Annotated in this window: 17 protein-coding genes; 10 read left to right on the top strand and 7 right to left on the bottom strand. The window is 71.1% G+C overall.

Annotated elements, in window-relative coordinates:
- Positions 1 to 12 precede the first annotated feature (12 nt).
- A complete protein-coding gene (locus J7E94_RS03110; RefSeq protein WP_215012212.1) occupies positions 13 to 1,233 on the bottom strand; it encodes a sorbosone dehydrogenase family protein in 1,221 nt (406 codons plus the stop codon).
- Positions 1,234 to 1,408: 175 nt separating this feature from the next.
- The gene (locus tag J7E94_RS03105; protein ID WP_215012091.1) at positions 1,409 to 2,416 is read right to left on the bottom strand and encodes an aldo/keto reductase; all 1,008 of its coding nucleotides are present in this window, start codon (positions 2,414 to 2,416) and stop codon (positions 1,409 to 1,411) included.
- Between the two features lie 75 nt (positions 2,417 to 2,491).
- Here J7E94_RS03105 and J7E94_RS03100 point away from each other — a divergent pair, with 75 nt between their 5' ends.
- From J7E94_RS03100 to serA, 6 genes are all read left to right on the top strand, one after another.
- On the top strand, positions 2,492 to 3,439 hold the full coding sequence (locus J7E94_RS03100) for a 2-hydroxyacid dehydrogenase (RefSeq protein ID WP_215012090.1): 948 nt from the start codon (positions 2,492 to 2,494) through the stop codon (positions 3,437 to 3,439).
- Positions 3,440 to 3,787: 348 nt separating this feature from the next.
- A complete protein-coding gene (locus J7E94_RS03095; RefSeq protein WP_251056068.1) occupies positions 3,788 to 6,601 on the top strand; it encodes a bifunctional diguanylate cyclase/phosphodiesterase in 2,814 nt (937 codons plus the stop codon).
- A gap of 204 nt (positions 6,602 to 6,805) precedes the next feature.
- Positions 6,806 to 8,692, top strand: a complete 1,887-nt coding sequence (locus J7E94_RS03090) for an acetolactate synthase large subunit (RefSeq protein WP_215012087.1) — start codon at positions 6,806 to 6,808, stop codon at positions 8,690 to 8,692.
- Between the two features lie 32 nt (positions 8,693 to 8,724).
- Positions 8,725 to 9,249 (top strand): acetolactate synthase small subunit, encoded by a 525-nt coding sequence (ilvN, locus tag J7E94_RS03085; RefSeq protein WP_031150278.1) that lies wholly within the window; start codon positions 8,725 to 8,727, stop codon positions 9,247 to 9,249.
- Positions 9,250 to 9,352: 103 nt separating this feature from the next.
- Positions 9,353 to 10,354 carry a ketol-acid reductoisomerase gene (gene ilvC, locus J7E94_RS03080; protein WP_215012085.1) on the top strand — a complete coding sequence of 334 codons (1,002 nt, stop codon included), beginning with the start codon at positions 9,353 to 9,355 and terminating at the stop codon, positions 10,352 to 10,354.
- A 272-nt stretch (positions 10,355 to 10,626) separates the two neighbouring features.
- Positions 10,627 to 12,216: a phosphoglycerate dehydrogenase gene (gene serA / locus J7E94_RS03075; protein ID WP_215012083.1), complete on the top strand. Its 1,590-nt coding sequence runs from the start codon at positions 10,627 to 10,629 to the stop codon at positions 12,214 to 12,216.
- A gap of 104 nt (positions 12,217 to 12,320) precedes the next feature.
- Here the strand turns inward: serA and J7E94_RS03070 are convergent, their stop codons facing one another.
- A complete protein-coding gene (locus J7E94_RS03070; protein WP_215012081.1) occupies positions 12,321 to 13,877 on the bottom strand; it encodes an MFS transporter in 1,557 nt (518 codons plus the stop codon).
- 89 nt (positions 13,878 to 13,966) lie between these two features.
- Here J7E94_RS03070 and J7E94_RS03065 point away from each other — a divergent pair, with 89 nt between their 5' ends.
- A complete protein-coding gene (locus J7E94_RS03065; RefSeq protein WP_215012079.1) occupies positions 13,967 to 14,557 on the top strand; it encodes a TetR/AcrR family transcriptional regulator in 591 nt (196 codons plus the stop codon).
- 59 nt (positions 14,558 to 14,616) lie between these two features.
- Here the strand turns inward: J7E94_RS03065 and J7E94_RS03060 are convergent, their stop codons facing one another.
- A complete protein-coding gene (locus J7E94_RS03060) occupies positions 14,617 to 15,912 on the bottom strand; it encodes a CdaR family transcriptional regulator (RefSeq protein WP_215012076.1) in 1,296 nt (431 codons plus the stop codon).
- Between the two features lie 171 nt (positions 15,913 to 16,083).
- Between J7E94_RS03060 and J7E94_RS03055 the strand changes: the two genes are divergently transcribed.
- Entirely contained in the window at positions 16,084 to 17,010 is a 927-nt protein-coding gene (locus tag J7E94_RS03055; protein WP_215012074.1) for a proline dehydrogenase family protein, read from the top strand.
- A 261-nt stretch (positions 17,011 to 17,271) separates the two neighbouring features.
- Complete coding sequence (gene pruA / locus J7E94_RS03050) at positions 17,272 to 18,903, top strand: L-glutamate gamma-semialdehyde dehydrogenase (RefSeq protein ID WP_215012072.1); 1,632 nt, start codon at positions 17,272 to 17,274, stop codon at positions 18,901 to 18,903.
- A gap of 72 nt (positions 18,904 to 18,975) precedes the next feature.
- On the opposite strand, the gene J7E94_RS03045 is transcribed toward pruA, so the two are convergent.
- Positions 18,976 to 19,677: a nitroreductase family protein gene (locus tag J7E94_RS03045; RefSeq protein ID WP_215012070.1), complete on the bottom strand. Its 702-nt coding sequence runs from the start codon at positions 19,675 to 19,677 to the stop codon at positions 18,976 to 18,978.
- Positions 19,678 to 19,732: 55 nt separating this feature from the next.
- Here J7E94_RS03045 and J7E94_RS03040 point away from each other — a divergent pair, with 55 nt between their 5' ends.
- A complete protein-coding gene (locus tag J7E94_RS03040; RefSeq protein ID WP_215012069.1) occupies positions 19,733 to 19,897 on the top strand; it encodes a hypothetical protein in 165 nt (54 codons plus the stop codon).
- Here J7E94_RS03040 and J7E94_RS03035 read toward each other — a convergent pair.
- A complete protein-coding gene (locus J7E94_RS03035) occupies positions 19,849 to 21,879 on the bottom strand; it encodes a phosphocholine-specific phospholipase C (RefSeq protein ID WP_215012067.1) in 2,031 nt (676 codons plus the stop codon). The genes J7E94_RS03040 and J7E94_RS03035 overlap by 49 nt on opposite strands.
- A 119-nt stretch (positions 21,880 to 21,998) precedes the next feature.
- Positions 21,999 to 23,012: an NADP-dependent oxidoreductase gene (locus J7E94_RS03030; RefSeq protein ID WP_251056054.1), complete on the bottom strand. Its 1,014-nt coding sequence runs from the start codon at positions 23,010 to 23,012 to the stop codon at positions 21,999 to 22,001.
- Between the last annotated feature and the right edge of the window lie 91 nt (positions 23,013 to 23,103).

Below are 23,103 nucleotides of genomic sequence, written 5' to 3'. Positions count from 1 at the left end.
GGGCCATGCCGGCTACCGCACCGTCAGGGTCAGGATCCTGTCGTCGCCCGCTTCCGGCGACCCGCGCCCGTCCGTCTCGCTCGTGACCAGCAGCAACTTGTCCCCGCCGAGGGCCACCACCGTGCGCAGCCGGCCGTACTTCCCCTCCAGGAAGGCCTCGGGCTCCGCCACCGGCACCGTCCCGGCCAGCGGGATCCGCCACAGCCGGTTCCCCTTCAGCCCGGCCATCCACACCGACCCCTCCGCCCAGGCGATCCCGCTGGGCGAGGCCTCATCTGTCTTCCATACGGCCACCGGATCCCGGAATCCCGGTCTGCCGGCCTTCCCCTCGGCCTCGGGCCAGCCGTAATTCGCGCCCGGCTCGATCAGATTCAGCTCGTCCCAGGTGTGCTGGCCGAACTCGGCCGCCCACAGCCGCTTGTCCTTGTCCCAGGCGAGGCCCTGCACATTGCGGTGTCCGTAGGAGTAGACGACCGAATCCGCCTCCGGGTTGCCGTGCACCGGATCCCCGTCCGGGGTCATCCGCAGGATCTTGCCGCCCAGCGACTTCTTGTCCTGAGCGAGCCCCGTTTCACCGGTCTCGCCCGTCCCCGCGTAGAGCATCTTGTCCGGGCCGAAGGCGATCCGGCCGCCGTTGTGGATCAGGCCCTTCGGGATGCCCCGGAACACCGTGTCCGGTGCGCCCAGCTGCTGCCCGGCGGGCCGCTGCTCGTCATAGCGCATCCGGGCGATGCGGTTGTCGGACTCGGTCGTGAAGTACGCGTACACCAGCCGGTCCGAGGCGAACGAGGGCGACAGCGCCAGACCCAGCAGGCCGCCCTCCCCGCCCGGAGCCACCCCCGGCACCTTCCCGATCTGCGTCACCGCGCCCGAGCCCACCGCGACCCTGCTGATCGTCCCCTTGTCCCGCGAGGCCACCAGCAGGTCCCCGCCGGGCAGCGGGACCACTCCCCACGGGGACTCCAGCCCCTTGGCGACCTCGCCGGTCACCGTCACCGCGCCCTTGGCCGGCGGCGCGGCGGCCTCCGGCGAGGCGGACGCTCCCGCCGAGGCCGAAGCCGAGGCCCCCGGTGATCCGGAGCCCGGCGAGGCCGTGCCCGGTGGAGAGCCGCCCGGCCTCGCCCCCGGGCCGCCCTCCGGCGAGCATCCCGCTGCCAGCAACGCCCCGCACCCGGCGAGCACGACCGCCGCCAGCACACCCCGACGCCCGGCGCCCCGCCCCGTGTACCCCATGTGCCCCACGTATCCCGTGTACTCCGCGTTCCTCGCGCGCCTCACGGTCCCCACCCGTCCGTATCGCATCGCCCTGCTCCCTTCCGGTCCTCCGATCGTGCCCTTTCATCTGTCTCAACAGACCGGACACTTCTCGAAGTTCCATCACTCGTACACCCGATCGAGTGGTTGCGGATCAGTCCCAGGCCTCCACCGCGACCGGGAGCCCCGCGATCTCGGCCAGATCCCCGGCCGTGAGCCGGACCTCCGCCGCCCGGGCGTTCTCCGCCGCCCAGTGCGCCCGGTCCGCCCCCGGCACCGGAACCACCTGCGGCCCCTGCGCCAGCACCCACGCCAGCGCCACCTGCGCGGCCGTGACGTCGGGCCCGTGCCGCCCCGCCACCCGCCGCAACCCCGCCACCAGCCCCTGGTTCGAGGCCATCGCGTACGCCGTGAACCGCGGATGCCGGGCCCGTACGTCCTGCGACTCGAAGCCCTCGCCCGGCGTGAGCGTCCCGGTCAGGAACCCGCTGCCCAGCGGCATCGCCGCCAGGAACCCCACCCCGCGCGCCGCGCACCACGGCAGCAGCTGCCACGCCGCCTCCGGCGACCACACCGACAGCTCCGCCTGCACCGCGCTCACCGGGAACACCTGCTGCGCCCGCTCCAGGTGCCGCACCGTCGTCGCGTACGCCCGGTCCCCGCGCCGCCCCGCCCCCGGCCCGGCCCCCGCACCCAGTGCGCAGAACCCGAGCGCCCGCACCTTCCCCGCGCCCACCAGCTCCGCCATCGCCCCCCACGTCTCCTCCACCGGCACGTCCGGATCCACCCGGTGCAACTGGTAGAGGTCTATGACATCGGTCCGCAGCCGCCGCAGCGAGGCGTCGCAGGCCCGCCGCAGGTAGCCGGGCCGCCCGTCGGCCACCACGTGCTGATCACCCGCCCGCAGACCCACCTTGGCCGAGACGAACGCCTCGGACCGCCGCTCCCGCAGCACCCGCCCCAGCAGCAGCTCATTGGTGAACGGCCCGTACACATCGGCGGTGTCCAGCAGGCTCGACCCCAGGTCCAGCGCCGCGTGCACGGCGGCCAGCGACTCCTCACCCCGCCGGTGCGAAGGCGCGTACGCCCAGCTCATCGGCATGCAGCCGAGCCCGATGGCGCCCACCGTCAGCGCCCCCGCCCCGATCGACCTGCGCTCCACCCGTGCGTCCCCCCTCCTGCTACCGCCCCCAAAACTAACGGCTTGATCCGTATGGCTTGGCATAGCCTCGTGATCATGACTGCAAAGACCGCCGACGTCTGGCTCCCGTTCCCAGCCGAGGAGATCGAGGGCCTCCCCGACACCTTCCGGTACCGCCACTGGGACGGTGAGGACGCCTTCCCGGCCGATCCGGCCGACTGCCTCTTCTACGTCACGCCCTACATGAAGTCCCCCGAGGTCACCGTCCGCCCGCTGGCGGCGATGCCCGCCCTCCAGGTCGTGCAGACCCTGACCGCCGGCATCGACCACGTCCTGGGCGGCCTCGACGACCTGCACGCGGGCGTACGGCTCTGCAACGCGGCCGGGGTCCACACGGCGAGCACCGCCGAACTCGCCCTCACCCTCGTCCTCGCCTCCCTGCGCGGCATCCCCGGCATGGTCCGGGGCCAGGACCGCGAGGAGTGGCACGGCGGCTTCCACGAGGCCCTCGCCGACAAGTCCGTCCTGATCGTCGGCTACGGATCGATCGGCGCGGCCGTCGAGGACCGGCTCGCGCCCTTCGAGTGCGAGCGGATCGCGCGCGTCGCCCGGTCAGCGCGCGACGGCGCCCGCGGCCCCGTCCACGCGCTTGCCGACCTGCCCCAACTCCTGCCGCAGGCCGATGTGGTGATCCTCACGACGCCGCTGACCGAGGCCACCCGCGGGCTGGTCGGCGCCGCGTTCCTGGGCCGCATGAAGGACGGCGCCCTGCTCGTGAACGTGGCGCGCGGCCCCGTCGTCGACACCAAGTCCCTTCTGATGGAGGTGGAATCGGGCCGGCTGCGCGCGGCGCTCGACGTCACCGACCCGGAACCGCTGCCCGCCGGCCACCCGCTCTGGCATGCTCCGAATGTCCTGATCACGCCTCATGTCGGCGGAAGCAGCTCGGCTTTCGAACCACGGGCCAAGCGCCTGCTGGCGCGCCAGCTCACCCGGTTCGCCGCCGGAGAGCCCGTGGAGCACACGGTGCTGGTCACCAAGTGACGCGCGATACGCACGCTCCGCAGTCGTCCGGATGCGCGCAGTGGGTACAACTCCCTTCCTTGTAACGGAGAGTAGAGAAGGTATGTCCCTGAGTGACGAAAGTGGTGTATCGTCCGGAAGAAGGGGCTGCGCCACGAACGTCTGGCGCTGGGGAGTGATCGGACACTTTGGGGGGCGACGGGCGATGCACGGCCAATGGACGAAGGATCCGATGCGGCAGAGCCGCCGGAGGCGACGCTGTCGGGACTGGGCTGCGCCGGAACCAGCCGGCGAGGGGGACCGGTGAGTGCCCCGGGGGCGGCGCTCCTGGACCGTCCGTCCCTCTCGGGCGGAGGCAAGGGCCTGGCGATGCAGCTGCTCCTGGCGGTGATCAGCGGCGGGTACGCCGTCGGTGCCGCCCTCAGCTGGGGGTCGGAGGAAGTCGCCGAGGTCATGGGCGACTTCGGACTCAGCGCGGCCGGCTTGCTGGCCGCGGTCTCCTGCTACACCTATGCGCGGGCCATCGACAGCCGTGAGCGCCCCGCCTGGCTGCTCTTCGCCTTCTCCTCCCTGATGGGCGCAGGGGGCAACGCCGTCTGGGGCTGGTACGAGGTCATCCTCGGCGAAGCCGTGCCGAAGCCCTCGGTCGCCGACTTCGCCTTCCTCTGCTTCGCCCCGCCCGCCATCGTGGGTCTGCTCGTCCTCGCCAAACGGCCCGTCACGCGCGCCGGCTGGGTGTGCCTCGGGCTCGACTCCTGGCTCATCGGCGGCTCGCTGCTCACCCTGTCATGGAGCCTGGCCCTCGCCCATGCGGCCCGGACCGCCCAGTCCGGCGCCCCCGGCAGCGTCCCGCGCGCCGCGCTCTCCCTCGCCTACCCGCTCCTGGACATCGCGCTGGTGTCGATGGTCCTGGTCCTGCACTTCCGGCGGTCCGAGACCAACCGCTCCGCCGTCAACACCGCCATCGCGGCGCTCGCGCTGACCGTGCTCAGCGACGCCCTGTTCACCTCGCCGCTGCTCAGCGCCGAGTACCAGTCCGGGCAGCTGCTCGACGCCGGCTGGTTCGCGGGCTCGCTGCTCCTCGCCTACGCACCCTGGGGCGCCCCGCGGGTCCACCCCGGCCCGGAGCCCGTCGGCCACCTGCGCGCCGAGCGGCCGCACAGCCGGCCGATCACCGGCTCGCTGCCCGCCCTCACCCCGTACCTCGCGGCCGCCGTGTGCACCCTGGGGATCCTCTACAACGTCGTGGACGGCCGGAAGGTCGACCGGGTGGTCGTCTTCACCGGCTGCACGGTCGTGCTCGCCCTCGTCATCCGCCAGGGGATCATGCTCCTCGACAACATCGCGCTGACCCAGGAGCTGGCCCAGAAGGAGAACCACTTCCGCTCCCTGGTCCAGGGCTCGAGCGACGTCATCATGATCGCCGCGCCCACCGGCACCCTGCGCTACGTGAGCCCCGCCGCCGCCGGGGTCTACGGCCGCGAGGCGGAGGAGCTCGTCGGCAGCGAGCTCGCCACCCTGATCCACCCCGACGACCTCGGCCGGGTGGTCCACGAGGTGCGCCGCTTCCTCGCCGCGCCGCCCACCGAGGAGCCCACGACCCGCATCGAGTGCCGGTTCAAGTCGGGCGGCGGCGAGTGGCTCAATGTGGAGTCCACCGTCAACCGACACCAGGGCGGGCTCATCCTCAACAGCCGGGACGTCACCGAGCGGGTCCGGCTCCAGGCACAGCTCCAGCACAGCGCCGAGCACGATTCGCTCACCGACCTGCCCAACCGGGCCCTGTTCACCCGCCGGGTCCGCCAGGCCCTGACCGGCCGGCGCGCGGGCGACCACAGCACCGCCGTGCTCTTCATCGACCTCGACGGCTTCAAGGCCGTCAACGACACCATCGGCCACCAGGCGGGCGACGAGCTGCTCGTCGAAGCCGCGCGCCGGCTCCAGGACTCGGTACGGGCCGGGGACACCGCGGCCCGCCTCGGCGGCGACGAGTTCGCCGCGCTGATCCTGGGCGACGGCAGCCGCGACCGCGGTGCCCGCGAGTACCAGGTGCACGAGATCGCCGACAGGCTGCGCACCACCCTCGCCCAGCCGTACCGGATCGCCGGCAGCGAGGTCCGGGTCGCCGCCAGCATCGGCGTGGCCTTCGCCGACCCGGGCATCACCCCTTCGGACCTGATGCGCAACGCGGATCTCGCGATGTACCGGGCCAAGGCGGGAGGCAAGGACCGCGTCGAGATGTACGCCCCGCAGATGCAGGCCGAGGTCGTACGGAAGGCCGAGCTGGCGGGGCGGCTGCGGACCGCACTGCACGAGGGGGAGTTCGCCCTGCTGCACCAGCCCGTGGTGTCGCTGGCCACCGGCGAGGTCTCCGCGGTGGCGGCGCAGGCCCGCTGGCGGTCCGCCCAGGGGATCCTGTTCACCCCGGCGGAGTTCCTCCGGGTGGCCGAATACAGCGAGGGCGGCGCGGCCGGAGCCGGCCCCGATGGCTCGCGCACCGCCGAGTTGGGGCGCTGGCTGCTGGAGGAGGCCGTGGAGCAGGCCGCCGACCGGCACCGGGCCGGGCACGACGTACCCGTGGCCGTCCGGATGACCGCCCAGCGGCTCCTCGACCGCGCCATGCCCCTGGGCTCCGTGGAGGCCCTGCTGACCCGGCACGGGCTCCCCTCCGGGGCCTTGATCCTCGAGCTGGCCGTATCCGACCCCAGGGTGCCCTTCGACGACCTGGAGCGCCGTCTGGCGGCCCTGCACCGGCTCGGGGTGGGGATCGCCCTCGACGGCTTCGGCAGCGGTTACGCCGCCATCAGCGCCCTGCGCCGGCTCCCGGTGGACATGCTCAAGCTGGACCGCGGCCTGGTGGAGGGGGTCGTCGAGTCCACCCGCCTCCACAAGATCACGGCGGGATTGTTGCGGATCGCAAACGACCTGGGCATGCAGTCCGTGGCCGACGGGGTGGATCTCCCCGAACAGGTCCAGGCGCTGCGCGCCATGGGCTGTACCCACGGCCAGGGAACGGCCTTCTCCGGACCACTCGACGAATACAGGCTGCGCCGCGCGCTGGTGCGCGGTACTTTCCCAGTACCGGGTGGAGTGGTCCAACCCGCCCTGGCCGGAGGTTCGCCCGGGGGCTCGATGGCCATCCGCAGAGGCTCACATAATGAGACGCCCGTCCCACCTACTTGACATCACCCTCCCGCCAGAGGGAGGGTCAATGCCATGCGCACCCGAATTCTCGTACTTGGAAAGCGCGTCGGCTGAAGCCGGGACCAGCATGTCCCCGCTCAACGCACCCGACGCGCTCCCCTCGCTTGCCTCCTGGCACGAGGGGTTTTTTGTTGCACTGGCACAGAGTCGAATCCTCGTAAAACCCTCAGCTTCGAGAAGAGAATGCCGATGACCGAGCAGGCCACCGGGGCCCACCATCCGCAGCCGCGGCCCCGTTCCGGCGGACAGCAGTCCGCCGCAGTTGAGCACGTCACGGGTGCGCAGTCCCTCATCCGCTCTCTCGAAGAGGTGGGGTGCGACACCGTCTTCGGCATCCCGGGCGGCGCCATCCTCCCCGCGTACGACCCGATGATGGACTCGAAGAAGGTCCGTCACATCCTGGTCCGCCACGAGCAGGGGGCCGGCCACGCCGCCACCGGCTACGCGCAGGCCACCGGCAAGGTCGGCGTCTGTATGGCCACCTCCGGCCCGGGCGCCACCAACCTGGTCACCCCGATCGCCGACGCGCACATGGACTCCGTCCCGCTCGTCGCGATCACCGGCCAGGTCTCCTCCAAGGCGATCGGCACCGACGCCTTCCAGGAGGCGGACATCGTCGGCATCACCATGCCGATCACCAAGCACAACTTCCTGGTCACCAAGGCCGAGGACATCCCGAGGACGATCGCCGAGGCGTTCCACATCGCCGCCACCGGCCGTCCGGGCCCGGTCCTGGTCGACATCGCCAAGGACGCCCTCCAGGCGAGGACCACCTTCTCCTGGCCGCCCACCCAGGACCTCCCGGGCTACCGGCCGGTCACCAAGCCGCACGCCAAGCAGATCCGCGAGGCCGCCAAGCTCATCTGCCAGGCCAAGCGCCCGGTCCTGTACGTCGGCGGCGGCGTCATGAAGTCCGGCGCGACCGCCGAGCTGAAGGTCCTCGCCGAGCTGACCGGGGTCCCGGTCGCCACCACCCTGATGGCCCTCGGATCCTTCCCCGACAGCCACCCGCTGCACGTCGGCATGCCCGGAATGCACGGCGCGGTCACCGCCGTCACCGCGCTCCAGAAGTCGGACCTGCTGATCGCGCTCGGCACCCGCTTCGACGACCGCGTCACCGGCAAGCTGGACAGCTTCGCCCCGTTCGCCAAGATCATCCACGCGGACATCGACCCGGCCGAGATCGGCAAGAACCGCGCGGTCGACGTCCCGATCGTCGGCGACGCCCGCGAGGTCATCGCCGACCTGATCCAGGCCGTCCAGGCCGAGCACACCGAGGGCCACGCCGGCGACTACAGCGCCTGGTGGAAGGACCTCAGCCGCTGGCGCGAGACCTACCCGCTGGGCTACGACCTGCCCGAGGACGGCATGCTCTCGCCCCAGCAGGTCATCGAGCGGATCGGCGCGCTCGCGCCGAAGGGCACCATCTACGCGGCCGGCGTCGGCCAGCACCAGATGTGGGCCTCGCACTTCGTCAAGTACGAGGAGCCCCGCACCTGGCTGAACTCCGGCGGCGCCGGAACCATGGGCTACGCGGTCCCGGCCGCCATGGGCGCCAAGGTCGGCATGCCGGAGCGCACGGTCTGGGCGATCGACGGCGACGGCTGCTTCCAGATGACCAATCAGGAACTGGTCACCTGCGCGCTGAACAACATCCCGATCAAGGTCGCGATCATCAACAACGGTGCGCTGGGCATGGTCCGCCAGTGGCAGACCCTGTTCTACAACCAGCGGTACTCCAACACTGTGCTGCACGCGGACGAGACCGGACACGACACCGTGGGCTCCCAGCTCGGCGAGTCCATCGCGCCCCGCAAGGGCACCCGCGTCCCGGACTTCGTCAAGCTGTCCGAGGCCATGGGCTGTGTGGCGCTGCGCTGCGAGGACCCGGCCGACCTGGACAAGGTCATCGCCGAGGCCAACGCGATCAACGACCGCACGGTCGTGATCGACTTCATCGTCCACGAGGACGCCATGGTGTGGCCGATGGTCGCCGCCGGCACCTCCAACGACGAGGTCATGGCAGCCCGGGGCGTCCGTCCCGACTTCGGCGACAACGAAGACGACTGAGCCGAGAGAGCCTGAGAGAGAGAACGACTCACATGTCCAAGCACACGCTCTCCGTCCTGGTCGAGAACACGCCCGGCATCCTCGCCCGGATCGCCGCGCTGTTCTCCCGCCGCGGGTTCAACATCGACTCCCTCGCGGTCGGTGTCACCGAGCACCCCGACATCTCCCGCATCACCATCGTCGTGAATGTGGAGGACCTCCCCCTCGAGCAGGTGACCAAGCAGCTGAATAAGCTGGTCAACGTGCTCAAGATCGTCGAGCTGGAGTCGCACAACGCGATCGAGCGCGAACTCGTTCTGGTGAAGGTCCGCGCCGACAACGAGACGCGGTCGCAGATCGTCGAGATCGTCCAGCTGTTCCGCGCCAAGACGGTGGACGTCTCCCCGGAGGCCGTCACCATCGAGGCCACCGGCGGTGCCGACAAGCTCGGCGCAATGCTCAAGATGCTGGAGCCCTTCGGCATCAAGGAGCTCGTGCAGTCCGGCACGATCGCCATAGGGCGTGGCGGCCGGTCCATCACGGACCGCAGCCTGCGGGCGCTCGACCGCAGCGCCTGACCGTCCGGATCATGCTTCAGCTCGCATAGCGAGACCCAGAAACTCAGATTCCGTTCCCCGCCGTACGGTGGGTGCAACACCAGCGCACCAAGGAGATATCCCAGTGGCCGAGCTGTTCTACGAGAACGACGCCGACCTGTCCATCATCCAGGGCCGCAAGGTCGCGGTCATCGGTTACGGCAGCCAGGGCCACGCCCACGCGCTGTCGCTCCGTGACTCCGGCGTCGACGTCGTCGTCGGCCTGAAGGAGGGCTCCAAGTCCAAGGCCAAGGCCGAGGAGCAGGGCCTGAAGGTCGTCCCCGTGGCCGAGGCCGCCGAGTGGGCGAACGTCATCATGATCCTGACGCCGGACCCGCTGCAGGCCGAGATCTACGAGGAGTCCATCAAGGACCACCTCAAGGACGGCGACGCGCTCTTCTTCGGCCACGGCTTCAACGTCCGCTACGGCTTCATCAAGCCCCCGGCCAACGTGGACGTCGCCCTCGTCGCTCCGAAGGGCCCGGGCCACCTCGTCCGCCGCCAGTACGAGGAGGGCCGCGGCGTTCCGTGCATCGCGGCCGTCGAGCAGGACCACTCCGGCAACGCCTTCGCCCTCGCGCTCTCCTACGCGGCCGGCATCGGCGGCACCCGCGCCGGCGTCATCAAGACCACCTTCACCGAGGAGACCGAGACCGACCTGTTCGGTGAGCAGGCCGTCCTCTGCGGTGGCGCCTCCGCCCTGGTCAAGGCCGGTTTCGAGACCCTGACCGAGGCCGGCTACCAGCCGGAGATCGCGTACTTCGAGTGCCTGCACGAGCTGAAGCTCATCGTGGACCTCATGTACGAGGGCGGCCTGGAGAAGATGCGCTGGTCGGTCTCCGAGACCGCCGAGTGGGGCGACTACATCACCGGCCCCCGCGTCATCACCGACGCCACCAAGGCCGAGATGAAGAAGGTCCTCGCGGAGATCCAGAGCGGCGAGTTCGCCAACACCTGGATGGCCGAGTACAAGGCCGGTCTGCCGAAGTACAACGAGTACAAGAAGGCCGACGAGGCGCACCTGCTGGAGACCACCGGCAAGAAGCTGCGCAAGCTCATGAGCTGGGTCGACAGCAGCGAGAACTGATCTCGCGGCGGCGGGGCCGGGACGGTTCGTCCCGGCCCCGCCGCGCAGGTCGGACGAGCCGGAACGGTCTCCTCGTACGCCCGGCTTGTCCAACCCGGCCAACCACGGAAGGGTGATCCTTCCGTACAGGCGGAAATCCGGTCCGTCAGCGCTTATACACTGCTCAACACAACGCGTCAGGCCCACAGTGTCGTGCGTCTTCCACGCGGCTACCCCCTCCACCGCCTGCGGCCGTCGGGACGGCCGTCCGCACTGGACTTGTGAGGACCCACGTGAGCTCGAAACCTGTCGTACTCATCGCCGAAGAGCTGTCGCCTGCCACCGTCGAGGCGCTCGGCCCGGACTTCGAGATCCGGCACTGCAACGGCGCTGACCGCGCCGAGCTGCTGCCCGCGATCGTCGACGTCGACGCGATCCTCGTCCGCTCCGCCACCAAGGTGGACGCCGAGGCCATCGCCGCCGCCAGGAAGCTGCGGGTCGTCGCCCGCGCCGGCGTCGGCCTGGACAACGTGGACGTCTCCGCCGCCACCAAGGCCGGCGTGATGGTCGTCAACGCCCCGACCTCGAACATCGTGACCGCCGCCGAGCTGGCCTGCGGTCTGCTCGTCGCCACCGCCCGCAACATCCCGCAGGCCAACACCGCCCTGAAGAACGGTGAGTGGAAGCGGAACAAGTACACGGGTGTCGAGCTCAGCGAGAAGACCCTCGGCGTCGTCGGCCTCGGCCGCATCGGCGTCCTGGTCGCGCAGCGCATGTCGGCCTTCGGCATGAAGGTCGTCGCGTACGACCCCTACGTACAGCCCGCGCGCGCCGCCCAGATGGGCGTCAAGATGCTGACGCTGGACGAGCTCCTCGAGGTCGCCGACTTCATCACCGTGCACCTGCCCAAGACCCCCGAGACCCTCGGTCTCATCGGGGACGAGGCCCTGCACAAGGTGAAGCCGTCCGTCCGCATCGTCAACGCCGCCCGCGGCGGGATCGTGGACGAGGCCGCGCTGTACACGGCCATCAAGGAGGGCCGGGTCGCCGGCGCCGGCCTCGACGTGTACGCGAAGGAGCCCTGCACGGACTCCCCGCTCTTCGAGCTCGACCAGGTCGTCTGCACCCCGCACCTCGGCGCGTCCACGGACGAGGCCCAGGAGAAGGCCGGTGTCTCGGTCGCCAAGTCGGTGCGCCTCGCGCTCGCCGGTGAGCTCGTACCGGACGCGGTCAACGTCCAGGGCGGCGTCATCGCCGAGGACGTCCGTCCCGGCCTGCCCCTCGCCGAGAAGCTCGGCCGCATCTTCACCGCCCTCGCGGGCGAGGTCGCGGTCCGCCTCGATGTCGAGGTCTACGGCGAGATCACCCAGCACGACGTCAAGGTGCTCGAACTCTCCGCGCTCAAGGGCGTCTTCGAGGACGTCGTCGACGAGACCGTCTCCTACGTCAACGCCCCCCTGTTCGCGCAGGAGCGCGGTGTCGAGGTGCGCCTGACCACCAGCTCGGAGTCCCCGGACCACCGCAACATGGTGACCGTCCGCGGCACCCTGACGGACGGCCAGGAGGTGTCGGTCTCCGGCACCCTCGCGGGCCCGAAGCACCTTCAGAAGATCGTCGGCATCGGCGAGTACGACGTGGACCTGGCGCTCGCGGATTTCATGGCCGTGCTGCGCTACGCCGACCGCCCGGGCGTGGTCGGCGCCGTCGGCCGCATCCTCGGCGAGGCCGGCCTGAACATCGCGGGCATGCAGGTCGCCCGCGCCGAGGCGCACGGCGAGGCCCTCGCGGTCCTCACCGTCGACGCGGAGGTCCCGGCGAACGTCCTCGCGGAGATCTCGGACGAGATCGGCGCGGTCTCGGCGCGCACGGTCAGCCTCGGCTGACCCGCACGACACGGCGAAGGGCCCGGGGGGAGACCCCCGGGCCCTTCTGCGTTCCGCCGGACACCCCGCACCGGCACTCACATGTGCTGCCGCACCTGTACCGGTCAGTTGTACGTCGGCACCTGCATGCCGGCTTCGGGAGCCTGGGCCTGCGCCGCCGCGGGCGGGGCAGGGGTTTCCATCCCCCGCATCAGGGCCGCGGCGAGCAGCGCCGCCCCGAGCAGCAGCGCCGTACCGCCCCAGGCCGCGTACTGCATTCCGTGGACGAAGGCCTCGCGGGCCAGGGTCAGCACCTGCTCACCGGCGGCCCCGCCGAGCTGCTGGGCCGTGGCCACCGCTCCGCCCAGGGTCTCCCGTACGGCGGGCTCCGAGTCCGCCAGGTCGCTGCGGTAGACCGCGGTGCTCAGGCTGCCCAGCACCGCCATGCCGAGCGCGCCGCCGAACTCCTGCCCCGTCTCCAGCAGGGAGGCGGCGGAACCGGCCTTCTCGGCGGGGGCCGAGGCGAGGGCCGTGTCCGAGACCAGGGACATCACGGTGACCATGCCCGAGGCCAGCATCCCGGCGCCGGTCAGCAGCAGCCACAGGGAGTCGGTGTCCACGAGGCCGAGCAGGGCGAATCCGGCGGCGGCGAGGACGAACCCGCCGGCGATGACGTAGGCCCGCTCCACCTTCTGCGCCAGGGCCGCGGAGACCGGGGCCGCGGCGCCGATCACGACCGAGGGGGCCAGACTCCACAGGGCGGCTTCCAGGGTGCCCATGCCCAGCACGGACTGGAGGTACTGGGTGGTGAAGTAGGCCGAGCCCATCATGGCGAAGGCGGCGATGGTGTTGAGGCCGATGGCCGGCCCGAAGCCGCGCTTGCCGAAGAGGGCCCGGGGGACCATGGCGTCGTCACGGGTGCGCTGGCGGCGGACGAAGACGTACCCGAAGGCCAGCCCGAGGGCGAGCGAGCCCAGGTAGAGGGGCTCGAAGCCCTCGGCGGCGATCTCCTTGAGCCCGTAGACGACCGGCAGCACGGCGGCCATGGACAGCGGCACGCTCAGCAGGTCGAAGCGGCCGGGGGCCGGGTCCTTGAACTCCGGGACCAGGACCGGGGTGAGGACCAGCAGGAGCAGCATCGCGGGCACGTTGATCAGGAAGACCGAGCCCCACCGGAAGTGGTTCAGCATCAGACCGCTCATCACCGAGCCGAGGGCGATGCCGCCGGTCATGGCCCCGGACCAGAGGGCGATGGCCTTGCCGCGCTGCTTGTCGTCCTGGAAGAGGTTCCTTACGAGGGCCAGCGTGGAGGGCATCAGGGTGGCGCCGCCGATGCCGAGCAGGACGCGGGCCGCGATGAGCATCTCGGCGCTCGTGGCGTAGCCGGCGCCGACCGAGGCGATACCGAAGGCGGTCGCGCCGATCAGCAGCAGCTTTCGGCGGCCGATCCGGTCCCCGAGCGAGCCCATCGTGATCAGCAGGCCGGAGAGGGCGAAGGCGTAGCTGTCGAAGATCCAGAGCTGCTGGGTGGCGCTGGGGTCCAGCTCCCGGGTGATGGCCGGGATGGCGAAGTAGAGGACGGAGACGTCCATCGAGACCAGGAGCAGGGGCAGCACGAGAACGGTGAACGCGATCCATTCGCGGCGGCCGGCGAGGCGCGCTGTGGCGGCGGGGTTCGTCATGAGAAGCAATGTACAGATGTCATAAACGAATGTCTAGAACGATTGTGTAGAACTTTCGTCTAGGACAACCGTCTTGCTACGGTGGGGCCATGGGACATCGCGAAGATCTGCTCGAAGGCGCCAAGAAGTGCCTGGTCGAGAAGGGGTTCGTGCGCACCACCGCGCGCGACATCGTCAGCGCCTCGGGAACGAACCTGGCGTCCATCGGCTACCACTACGGCTCGAAGGACGCCCTGCTCACCCAGGCCTTCATCGCGTTGATGGAGGAGTGGGGGGAGGTCTTCCAGGACGGCTTGGAGGGTGAGGGGGGCTCACTGGAGCGCTTCCGTGCGATGTGGGAAGCCGTCCTGGCGCAGCACGAGAAGTCGGGCCGGATCTGGGCGGCCAGCCTGGAGGTGGCGCTGAGCGGGGATCAGCGGCCGGAGCTGCGGGCCATGCTCGCGGCTTCGCAGGGCGAGGGGCGCCGGGGGCTGATCTCGATGCTGACCGGTACCCCGGAGGAGCGGCTCGACGAGCGGGACGTGCGCACGCTCGGCGCCTTCTACCAGGCGCTGCTGAACGGGCTGATGATCCAGTGGCTGTTCGACCCGGCGACGGCGGCAACCGCCGACGAGTTCACCGAGGGCATGCGGCGGGCCGCCGACGCGCTGACGCGGCCGCCGGGCGGCGACTCGGAGTAGGCGGAGCCGGAACCGCCGCCGGCCTCCGCCCGTCCGCCGGCCCGCCGTCGGCCAACCCGTCAGCCGTGCAGGCGGGACGCCTTCAGGGCCATGTGGAGCAACAGGCGGTCCTCGCCCTCGTCCAGGTCGAGGCCGGTCAGCTGCTCCACCCGGGCGAGCCGGTAGTACAGCGTCTGGCGGTGGATGCCCAAGGCCGCCGCCGCGCGGCCCGCCTGGCCGGCGCAGTCCAGGAACACCTCGGCGGTGCGGGCGAGTTCGCGGTGGGCCGGGACCAGCAGGGCGCGGGCCGCCGGGTCGTCCACAGGGTCGGCGGCGAGGGCCGCCAGCAGCCGGTACGGGCCGATGGCCGACCACTGGGCGACCGGGCCGAGCCGTGGCTGCGCGGCGGCCGCCCGGGCCGCGGCCACGGCCTGCTCCCAGGCGGCGGGCAGCTCCGCGAGGGCCCGGACCGGGTCGGCGACCCCGGCGGTCACGCCACCGCGCTGCGGATCCCCCGAGTCGGAGGCCGCGCCCGCGCCGGCCCCCACAGCCGCGCCGGCCCCCGCGCCAGCCCCCAAAGCCCCGCCGGCCCCCGCGCCCGCACCGGCGCGCGGCAGCAGCCGGGTCACCGCCGCCAGGGCCGGAGCCAGCGCGTCCGTCGAGCGCAGCCGGAGCAGGACCGCCAGGGCCGGGCCGGCCGCAGGCCCCGTACCGCCGGCGCTGCCGTCCGCCGAACCGCCGCCCGTGTCGCCGCCGCCGCGCCGCGGTACGACGCACACCGCCGCCGCGCCCGGCACCGACGCCGGCGGCTCCCCCGACCACGGCGCCACGCACACCGCCGCGTGCGGCCCGTCCCCGCCCGGGCCCAGGGCCGTCCGCAGCGCGGCCACCGCCACGTCCTGCTGCCAGCCCCGCCCGGCAGTGAGCACCGCGAGGAACTCCCGCGACAGGTCCGCGCCCGCCTTCGCCTCCTCGGCGAGCAGGACCCCGATCCGCTCGGCCACCTCCATGGCGGCGGCCAGCTCCGCCGCCCCGGGGCCGGGCTCCTGGTCGAGGAGCCATACGTAGCCGTGCGCGATGCCCCGGTACCGCACCGGCAGGCAGACCCGCCCCCGGAGGACCCCGGCCTCGGGCGCCGCCGGGATGCGCACTGGGCCGGTAGCACGGGCGATGCCGAAGCCCTCGAACCAGGAGCGGACCGCCGCCGTCGACTGGCGGGTCAGGATCGAGCGGGTCCGTACCGGGTCCATCGCCGTGTCGTCGTCGCTGTCGTGGGCGCCGAAGGCGATGAGGCGGAAGTCTCGGTTCTCCAGGGTCGCCGGGGCGCCGAGCAGCGCAGAGATCTCGTCCACCAGGTCCTGGTAATCGCCCTTCACCCGGACATTCTCCCACCCGCGGACGGCCTCTTCAGACAGATGTATGAGATCCGGGACACGGATGCGTGACAGCTGTCGATGGCAGACGATCGAAGCGATCCTTAGGTTTCACGGTGGTTCTGCTTGCGTTTCTCCCGCGCTTTTCTTCTGCCACCCGTAGGAGGTGCCCCCGTGCTGGGTCCCGTGATCCTCGCCGCCTCGCGCAGCGCCACGATGCGCCGTATCGTCTCTGCCGCCCCGGTGACCAAGCCCGTGGTGAACCGTTTCATCCCCGGGGAGACGGTCGACCAGGTCATCCCCATCGTCGAGCGGCTCACGCGCAGCGGCCTGGAGGTCACCCTCGACGTCGTCGGCGAGGACATCACCGAGGTGGCGCAGTCGCACGCCGCCCGGGACGCCTACCTCCACCTCATCGAGCGCCTCGCGGACCTCGGCCTCGGCGAGACCGTCGAGATGTCCGTGAAGCTGTCGATGTTCGGGCAGGCGCTGGAGGGCGGTCACGAGCTGGCCCTCGCCAACGTCCGCCCGGTCGTCAAGGCCGCCGCGGCCATCGGCACCACCGTGACCCTCGACGCCGAGGACCACACCACCCTCGACTCGATGTTCGCCATCCACGAGGAACTGCGCCGGGACTTCCCGCAGACCGGCTGCGTGATCCAGGCCTACCTCTTCCGCACCGAGGCCGACGCCCGCCGGCTGGCCGCCGCCGGCAGCCGCGTGCGGATCGTGAAGGGCGCCTACAAGGAGCCCGCCGAGGTCGCCTACCAGGACAAGTCCGAGGTCGACCGGGCGTACGTCCGCATCATGAAGATCCTGATGGAGGGCGAGGGCTACCCGATGATCGGGTCGCACGACCCGCGTCTGATCGCCATCGCGCAGGAGCTCGCCCGGTCCGCCGGGCGCAAGCTGGACGAGTACGAGTTCCAGATGCTGTACGGCATCCGCAGCGAGGAGCACCTGCGGCTTGCGGCAGAGGGCCACCGGATGCGTGTGTACACCGCGTACGGGACGGACTGGTACGGCTACTTCATGCGCCGTCTCGCGGAGAAGCCGGCCAACCTGCTCTTCTTCGTCCGCTCGATGATCACCAAGAACTGAGCATGCAGTGAGCGGCGGTTGCCGTCACTCAGGGAGCCCCCAGGCGATGGCAACCGCCGCTCATCGGCCGGCTGAGCCGGTCCATGCTGGTTGTAGACCCCACGAAGGAGTTACCAGCCCCGTGACTCCGCCCCGTAGGGCTTCTCACTCGCCCGCTGTCGCGAACGCGTGATGGTCTAGCCCTGACCGCCACCCAATCTATGCCGCCGCTTCAGTCCCTCTCGGCTGAAGTCGACGATTTCACTCGGAAGAGGTGCCCCCATGGATGCTGTGACCCAGGTCCCCGCGCCGGTCAACGAGCCGGTCCACTCGTACGCCCCCGGCACCCCGGAGCGCGCACGGCTCGAGACGCAGCTCAAGCTGCTGTCCGAGAACCCGATCGACCTCCCGATGACGATCAACGGCGTCAAGCGGATGGGCGGCGGCGAGCGTTTCGACGTGGTCCAGCCGCACGACCACAAGTCGGTGCTCGGCACCTACGGCAACGCCACCCAGGCCGACGCGCAGGAGGCCGTCGACGCCGCCCTCGCCGCCGCCCCGGCCTGGCGCTCGATGTCCTTCGACGACCGCGCCGCGATCATCCTGCGCGCCGCCGAGCTGCTGGCCGGCCCGTGGCGCGAGAAGCTCGCCGCCTCCACCATGCTGGGCCAGTCGAAGACCGCGCAGCAGGCCGAGATCGACACCCCCTGCGAGCTCGTCGACTTCTGGCGCTTCAACGTCCACTTCGCCCGCCAGATCCTGGCCGAGCAGCCCGGCGCGAACTCCGCCGGCGTGTGGAACCGCAGCGACCACCGCCCGCTGGAGGGCTTCGTCTACGCGATCACGCCGTTCAACTTCACGGCCATCGCGGGCAACCTGCCGACCGCCCCCGCCCTCATGGGCAACGTGGTCCTGTGGAAGCCGTCCCCGACGCAGACCCACTCCGCGGTCCTGCTGATGGAGCTCCTGGAGGAGGCCGGCCTCCCCAAGGGCGTCATCAACCTCGTCACCGGTGACGGCATCGCGGTCTCGGAGGTGGCCCTGAACCACCCCGAGCTCGCGGGCATCCACTTCACCGGCTCGACCAAGACCTTCCAGTACCTGTGGAAGACGGTCGGCAACAACATCGAGACGTACAAGTCCTACCCGCGCCTGGTCGGCGAGACCGGCGGCAAGGACTTCGTCGTCGCGCACCCGTCCGCGGACCGCGCCGTCCTGAAGACCGCGCTGACCCGCGGCTCCTTCGAGTTCCAGGGCCAGAAGTGCTCGGCGTCCTCCCGCGCCTACATCCCGGCCTCGATCTGGAACGACGGCTTCAAGGAGGCCTTCGCAGCCGAGGTCGACGGCATCGCCATGGGTGACGTCCGCGACCTGACCAACTTCATCGGCGCCGTCATCGACGAGCGTTCGTATCTGAAGAACAAGGCCGCCATCGACCGGGCGAAGGCCGACCCGACCTGCGAGATCGTCGCGGGCGGCACGTACGACGACTCGGAGGGCTACTTCGTCCGCCCGACCGTCATCGTGTGCACCGACCCGGAGAACGAGGTTTTCACGACCGAGTACTTCGGCCCGATCCTCGCCGTGCACGTCTACGACGACGCCGATTACGAGGCGATGCTGGCCCAGATGGAGTCCGTCTCGGCGTATGCCCTGACCGGCTCGATCATCGCCGGGGACCGCTACGCGGCGGCGGACGCGATGGAGAAGCTCCGCTTCGCGGCGGGCAACTTCTACATCAACGACAAGTCCACCGGCGCCGTCGTCGGCCAGCAGCCCTTCGGCGGCGGCCGCGCCTCGGGCACGAACGACAAGGCCGGCGCGGCGACGAACCTGCAGCGCTGGACCTCGACCCGCTCCATCAAGGAGACCCTGGTGGCCCCGACCGACTACGGCTACCCGCACATGGGCTGACCACCGCCCCGCTGAACCCCGCCCCCGCTCCGGTACCCCCAAGTCCGGAGCGGGGGCGGTTCCATTTCCGCGTCAGACCTCGACGATGACCTGGTCCAGGGTCTTGCGGACCAGGTCGGGGACCTCGCAGTCTTCCGCCGGGTAGCCGACCGGGATGACCGCGAAGGCCTTCTCGTTCTCGGGGCGGTTCAGGACGTGGGAGAGGAAGCGCATCGGGCTCGGGGTGTGGACCAGGGCCGCCAGGCCGCTCAGGTGGAGGGCGGACAGGAGCATGCCGACCGCGATGCCGACCGACTCGTCGACGTAGTAGTGCTTGCGCTTCGTGCCGTCCGGGCCGAGCCAGTAGCGCTGCTGGAAGACCACGACGAGGGCCGGCGCCTCTGTGAGGTGGGTCTTCACGGCGTCCGTGCCGAGGGGGCGCAGGGCGGCGAGCCACTCGTCGCCGAGGCGGCCGTCATAGGAGAGCGCCTCCTCCTGCTCGGCGGCGGCGCGGATCTGCCGCCGGACCGCCCGGTCCTTGACCAGGACGAAGGTCCACGGCTGCTGGTGCGCCCCGGAGGGCGCGGTCGCGGCGCACGCGATGGCGTCCCGGACGACCTGCTCGGGCACCGGGTCGGGGGAGAAGTGGCGTACGGTCCGCCGTTCGTCCATCCGCGCCCGCAACTCGGCGGCTCGCGCGAGGGATTCCGTGCTCGGCATCCGCTCGGGCCGGTAGGCGGTGGGGCGGTACGGCTCGCCGTGGGTGGGGGTCCAGTGCTCAGTGGAAGGCGACATGGAGCGAGTGTGCTGGGGCGGTCACGCGGGGCGCCAGGAAGGTGCAGGCCGATTCGTGGCGGGGGGACACCGCTTCCGCGACCGATACACGGACACGCCTGGCGCCGCCCGGGGGATCCGGCTGGACCCCGCCGGGCGGCTCGGCGCCGCCGACCTGCCGGAGCGGCGGGGCTACGAGCCCGAGATGCTCGGCGCGCCCGACTCGATGTGGCCCGTGTAGCGGCGGGACCAGGTGCCGTCGGAGTCGGCCAGGATCGTGAAGTCGTACCAGCCGTTGCTGTACGCCACCGCGTTGAAGTAGTCCTCCCGCGAGGAGTTCGCGGGGACGGCGTACGTCCACGGGCCGTCCGTGCGGTAGGCGTTGGAGCGGATGGTGAAGGTGACGGGGGAGGCGGAGGAGTTGGTCATCTTGAAGTAGACCGCCGTCTTGCCGGTGCCGGGCTCGACCGCGAAGCGGGCCGCGACCTCGATCGCCTTGCCGGCCTTCGTCGCGTCTCCGATGAAGCGGCGCAGGAACCGGTTCGGGCCGTACATCGAGATGTCGTACTTGCCGGAGCCGGAGCCCGTGCCGATGTTGAAGTAGTCGGCCGAGGCCGCGCCCGGGTCGACCGTGTACTGCCAGGCCGCCGTGTCCCGGTACTGGTGCGGGTGGATCGAGAAGTGCGCCGCCCGCTTCGCCTCCGCACCCTGGTTGGTCATCGAGAACCAGGCCAGGATCTTGCCGGCCGCCCCGAACTCGAAGCGGTCCAGGTTGCCGTTCACCTGGTACGGAAGGGCCCGCGCCGGTCGGGTGCCCGGCTCCTGCGCCGGGAGGGCGTTGTCCTGCGGGACCGGGTTGGGCAGCGGGCCGCAGGTCGACTGGCCGATGACCTTGGCGGTGGACGGGAGGCCGGCGGGGACCCCGTAGACCGGGTGCGCGAAGTCGAAGACGCCGGTCAGGTCGCCCACCACCCTGCGGCGCCAGGCGCTGATGTTCGGGCAGGTGGCGGGGGTGCCGAGGGCGGCCGTCCAGGTCTCCATGAAGCGGAGCACCGAGGTGTGGTCGAAGACCTCCGAGCTGACCCAGCCGCCGCGCGTCCAGGGGGACATGACCACCATCGGCACGCGGAAGCCGAGGCCGATCGGGGTGCCGTCGATGTACTCGCCGGGCGTGCCGGGCGGGGCGACCGGCGGCGGGACGTGGTCGAAGAAGCCGTCGTTCTCGTCGTAGTTGAGGAAGAGGACCGTGGAGTCGAAGACCTCGGGGTCGGCGGCCAGCGCGCGGTAGACCAGGTCCACGAAGTGCGCGCCGTCGCCGGGCGGGGCGTACGGGTGCTCCGAGAAGGCCTCGCTCGCCACGACCCAGGAGACCTGGGGGAGGGTGCCCGCGACCACGTCCGCGCGGATGGCGGCGGCGATGTCGTCCGGGGTGGAGCCGGTGGCCTTCGGGACGGAGCCCATACCGCGGTCCCACAGCGGGTTGCCGGGCGCCGCGTCCGTGAACTTCTTGAAGTAGGCCAGACCGTTGTCCCCGTAGTTGTCCTGCGCGTTCTGGTAGACCTTCCAGCTCATGCCGGCGCGCTGCAGGGCCTCCGCGTACGTCTCCCAGGTCAGCCCGGACTCGTCGCCGCCGTCCTTGCTGCCCGCGTCGACCTTGCCGCTCCACAGGAAGGTGCGGTTCGGGCCGGTCGCGCTGAGGGTCGAGCAGAAATAGGCGTCGCAGACCGTGTAGTTGTCCGCGAGGCCGTAGTGGAAGGGGATGTCCCCGCGGTCGAGGTAGCCGAGGGTGCGGGTGTTGCCGACGCCGGCGACCCAGTTGTCCATCCGGCCCTTGTTCCAGGCGGCGTGCTGCGAGGTCCAGCTGTGCGGGAGGTCGCCGTTGCACTGGGCCAGCGTCTCGCTGTCCACGCCGCCCGCCGGCGGGGTGGCGGACAGCTTCCACGGGTACTGGCGGCCGCCCCAGTTGGGCTGGTTGAACATGCCCCAGCCGCCCGGGATGTTGCCGGCGGCGCGGTCGCCGAAGCCGCGGACGCCCTTCAGCCTTCCGAAGTAGTGGTCGAAGCTGCGGTTCTCCTGCATGAGGATCACGACGTGCTTCACGTCGGTGATCGTGCCGGTCGCGGAGGCCGCGGCCGCCGTCGTCGGCGCGATCGCGGGCAGGGCAGCACCTGCCATCAGCCCGGCGCCGATTCCCACGAACCCTCTGCGGCTGATCGGTGTCACTGCCTTCTCGCCTCCAACTCCAGTGCCCCGGCGGCACATTGACGCACAGAGTGGCGGGCGCCGGGCCAAAGGTCTACAGCCGTGCGGTAAGAAGTCGGTGAACATCCGGGTGGCTGGAATCAGTCCCCGACGCGGACGAGCATCTTGCCTAGATTGTCCCCGCGCAGCATGCCCAGGAAGGCCTCCACCGTGTGGTCGAACCCCTGCACAACGGTGGTGTCGGTACCGATCCGGCCGCTGCGCAGATGGGGGACCAGGAAGTCCTCCAGCTCGTCCTGCAGATTGGTGTGGTTGCGGACCAATACCCCTTCCAGCCGCAGCGACTTGTGTACGACCTCGAAGAGGTTGCGCGGCGCGGCGGGGGACCGGTCGCCGTTGTACATCGAAATCCCGCCGACCCATGCGACACGCCCGTACTCGCGCAGGACGTCGATCGCGCCCTCCAGGTGCTCCCCGCCCACGTTGTCCACGTAGACGTCGATGCCGTCGGGCGCGGCCTTCGCGAGCTGTCCGCCGACCGGACCGTCGTGGTAGTCGAAGGCCGCGTCGAAGCCGAGGACCTCGGTGAGGTGGCGGACCTTGGCCGCCGAGCCCGCGCTGCCGACGATCCGGCGGGCGCCGAGCAGCCGGGCGATGTGCCCGACCGCCGTGCCCACTCCGCCCGCCGCGGCGGAGACGAACAGGTCCTCGCCCTGCCGCAGGGCGGCCGTCCGGGTCAGGGCGGCGTACGCGGTCAGGCCGGTGCCGCCGAGGATCGAGAGGTACGCCTCCAGCGGGATCCCCTCGTGGCCGCGCAGCTTCCGCGCGCCGTCCACGCCGAGGGTGACGAGGGCGTGCGTACGCCATCCCTGCCGGTGGAAGACGAGGTCGCCCTCGCGCAGCCCGGGGTCGCGGGAGGCGAGCACGCGGCCCACCGACCGGCCCTCCAGCGGGGTGCCGAGCTCGAAGCCGTCCTCGCCGCCGTCCATCATCCCGCGGTGGTAGGGGTCGACCGAGAGCAGCAGGTTCCGTACGAGGGCGGTGCCGGGGGCGACTTCGGGGACGGGGGAGGCGGCGTACGCGAAGTCGGACGCGGCGGGGAAGCCGGTCGGGCGGGCGATCTGGTGGACGGCGTATGCGGTGTTCGTGGTCATGGCGCAGACGCTAGGGAGGAATCTCCCGGCCGGGCAGGGGGTTGGGCTCATGGAAGCCGCACATTCATGAATGACGCTCATAGAACGAGGT

The organism is Streptomyces sp. ISL-94 (assembly GCF_018614075.1).
Taxonomy (GTDB): Bacteria; Actinomycetota; Actinomycetes; order Streptomycetales; family Streptomycetaceae; genus Streptomyces.
The sequence above is the reverse complement of the archived record's forward strand: the minus strand, read 5'-3'. Positions and strand labels throughout refer to the sequence as shown.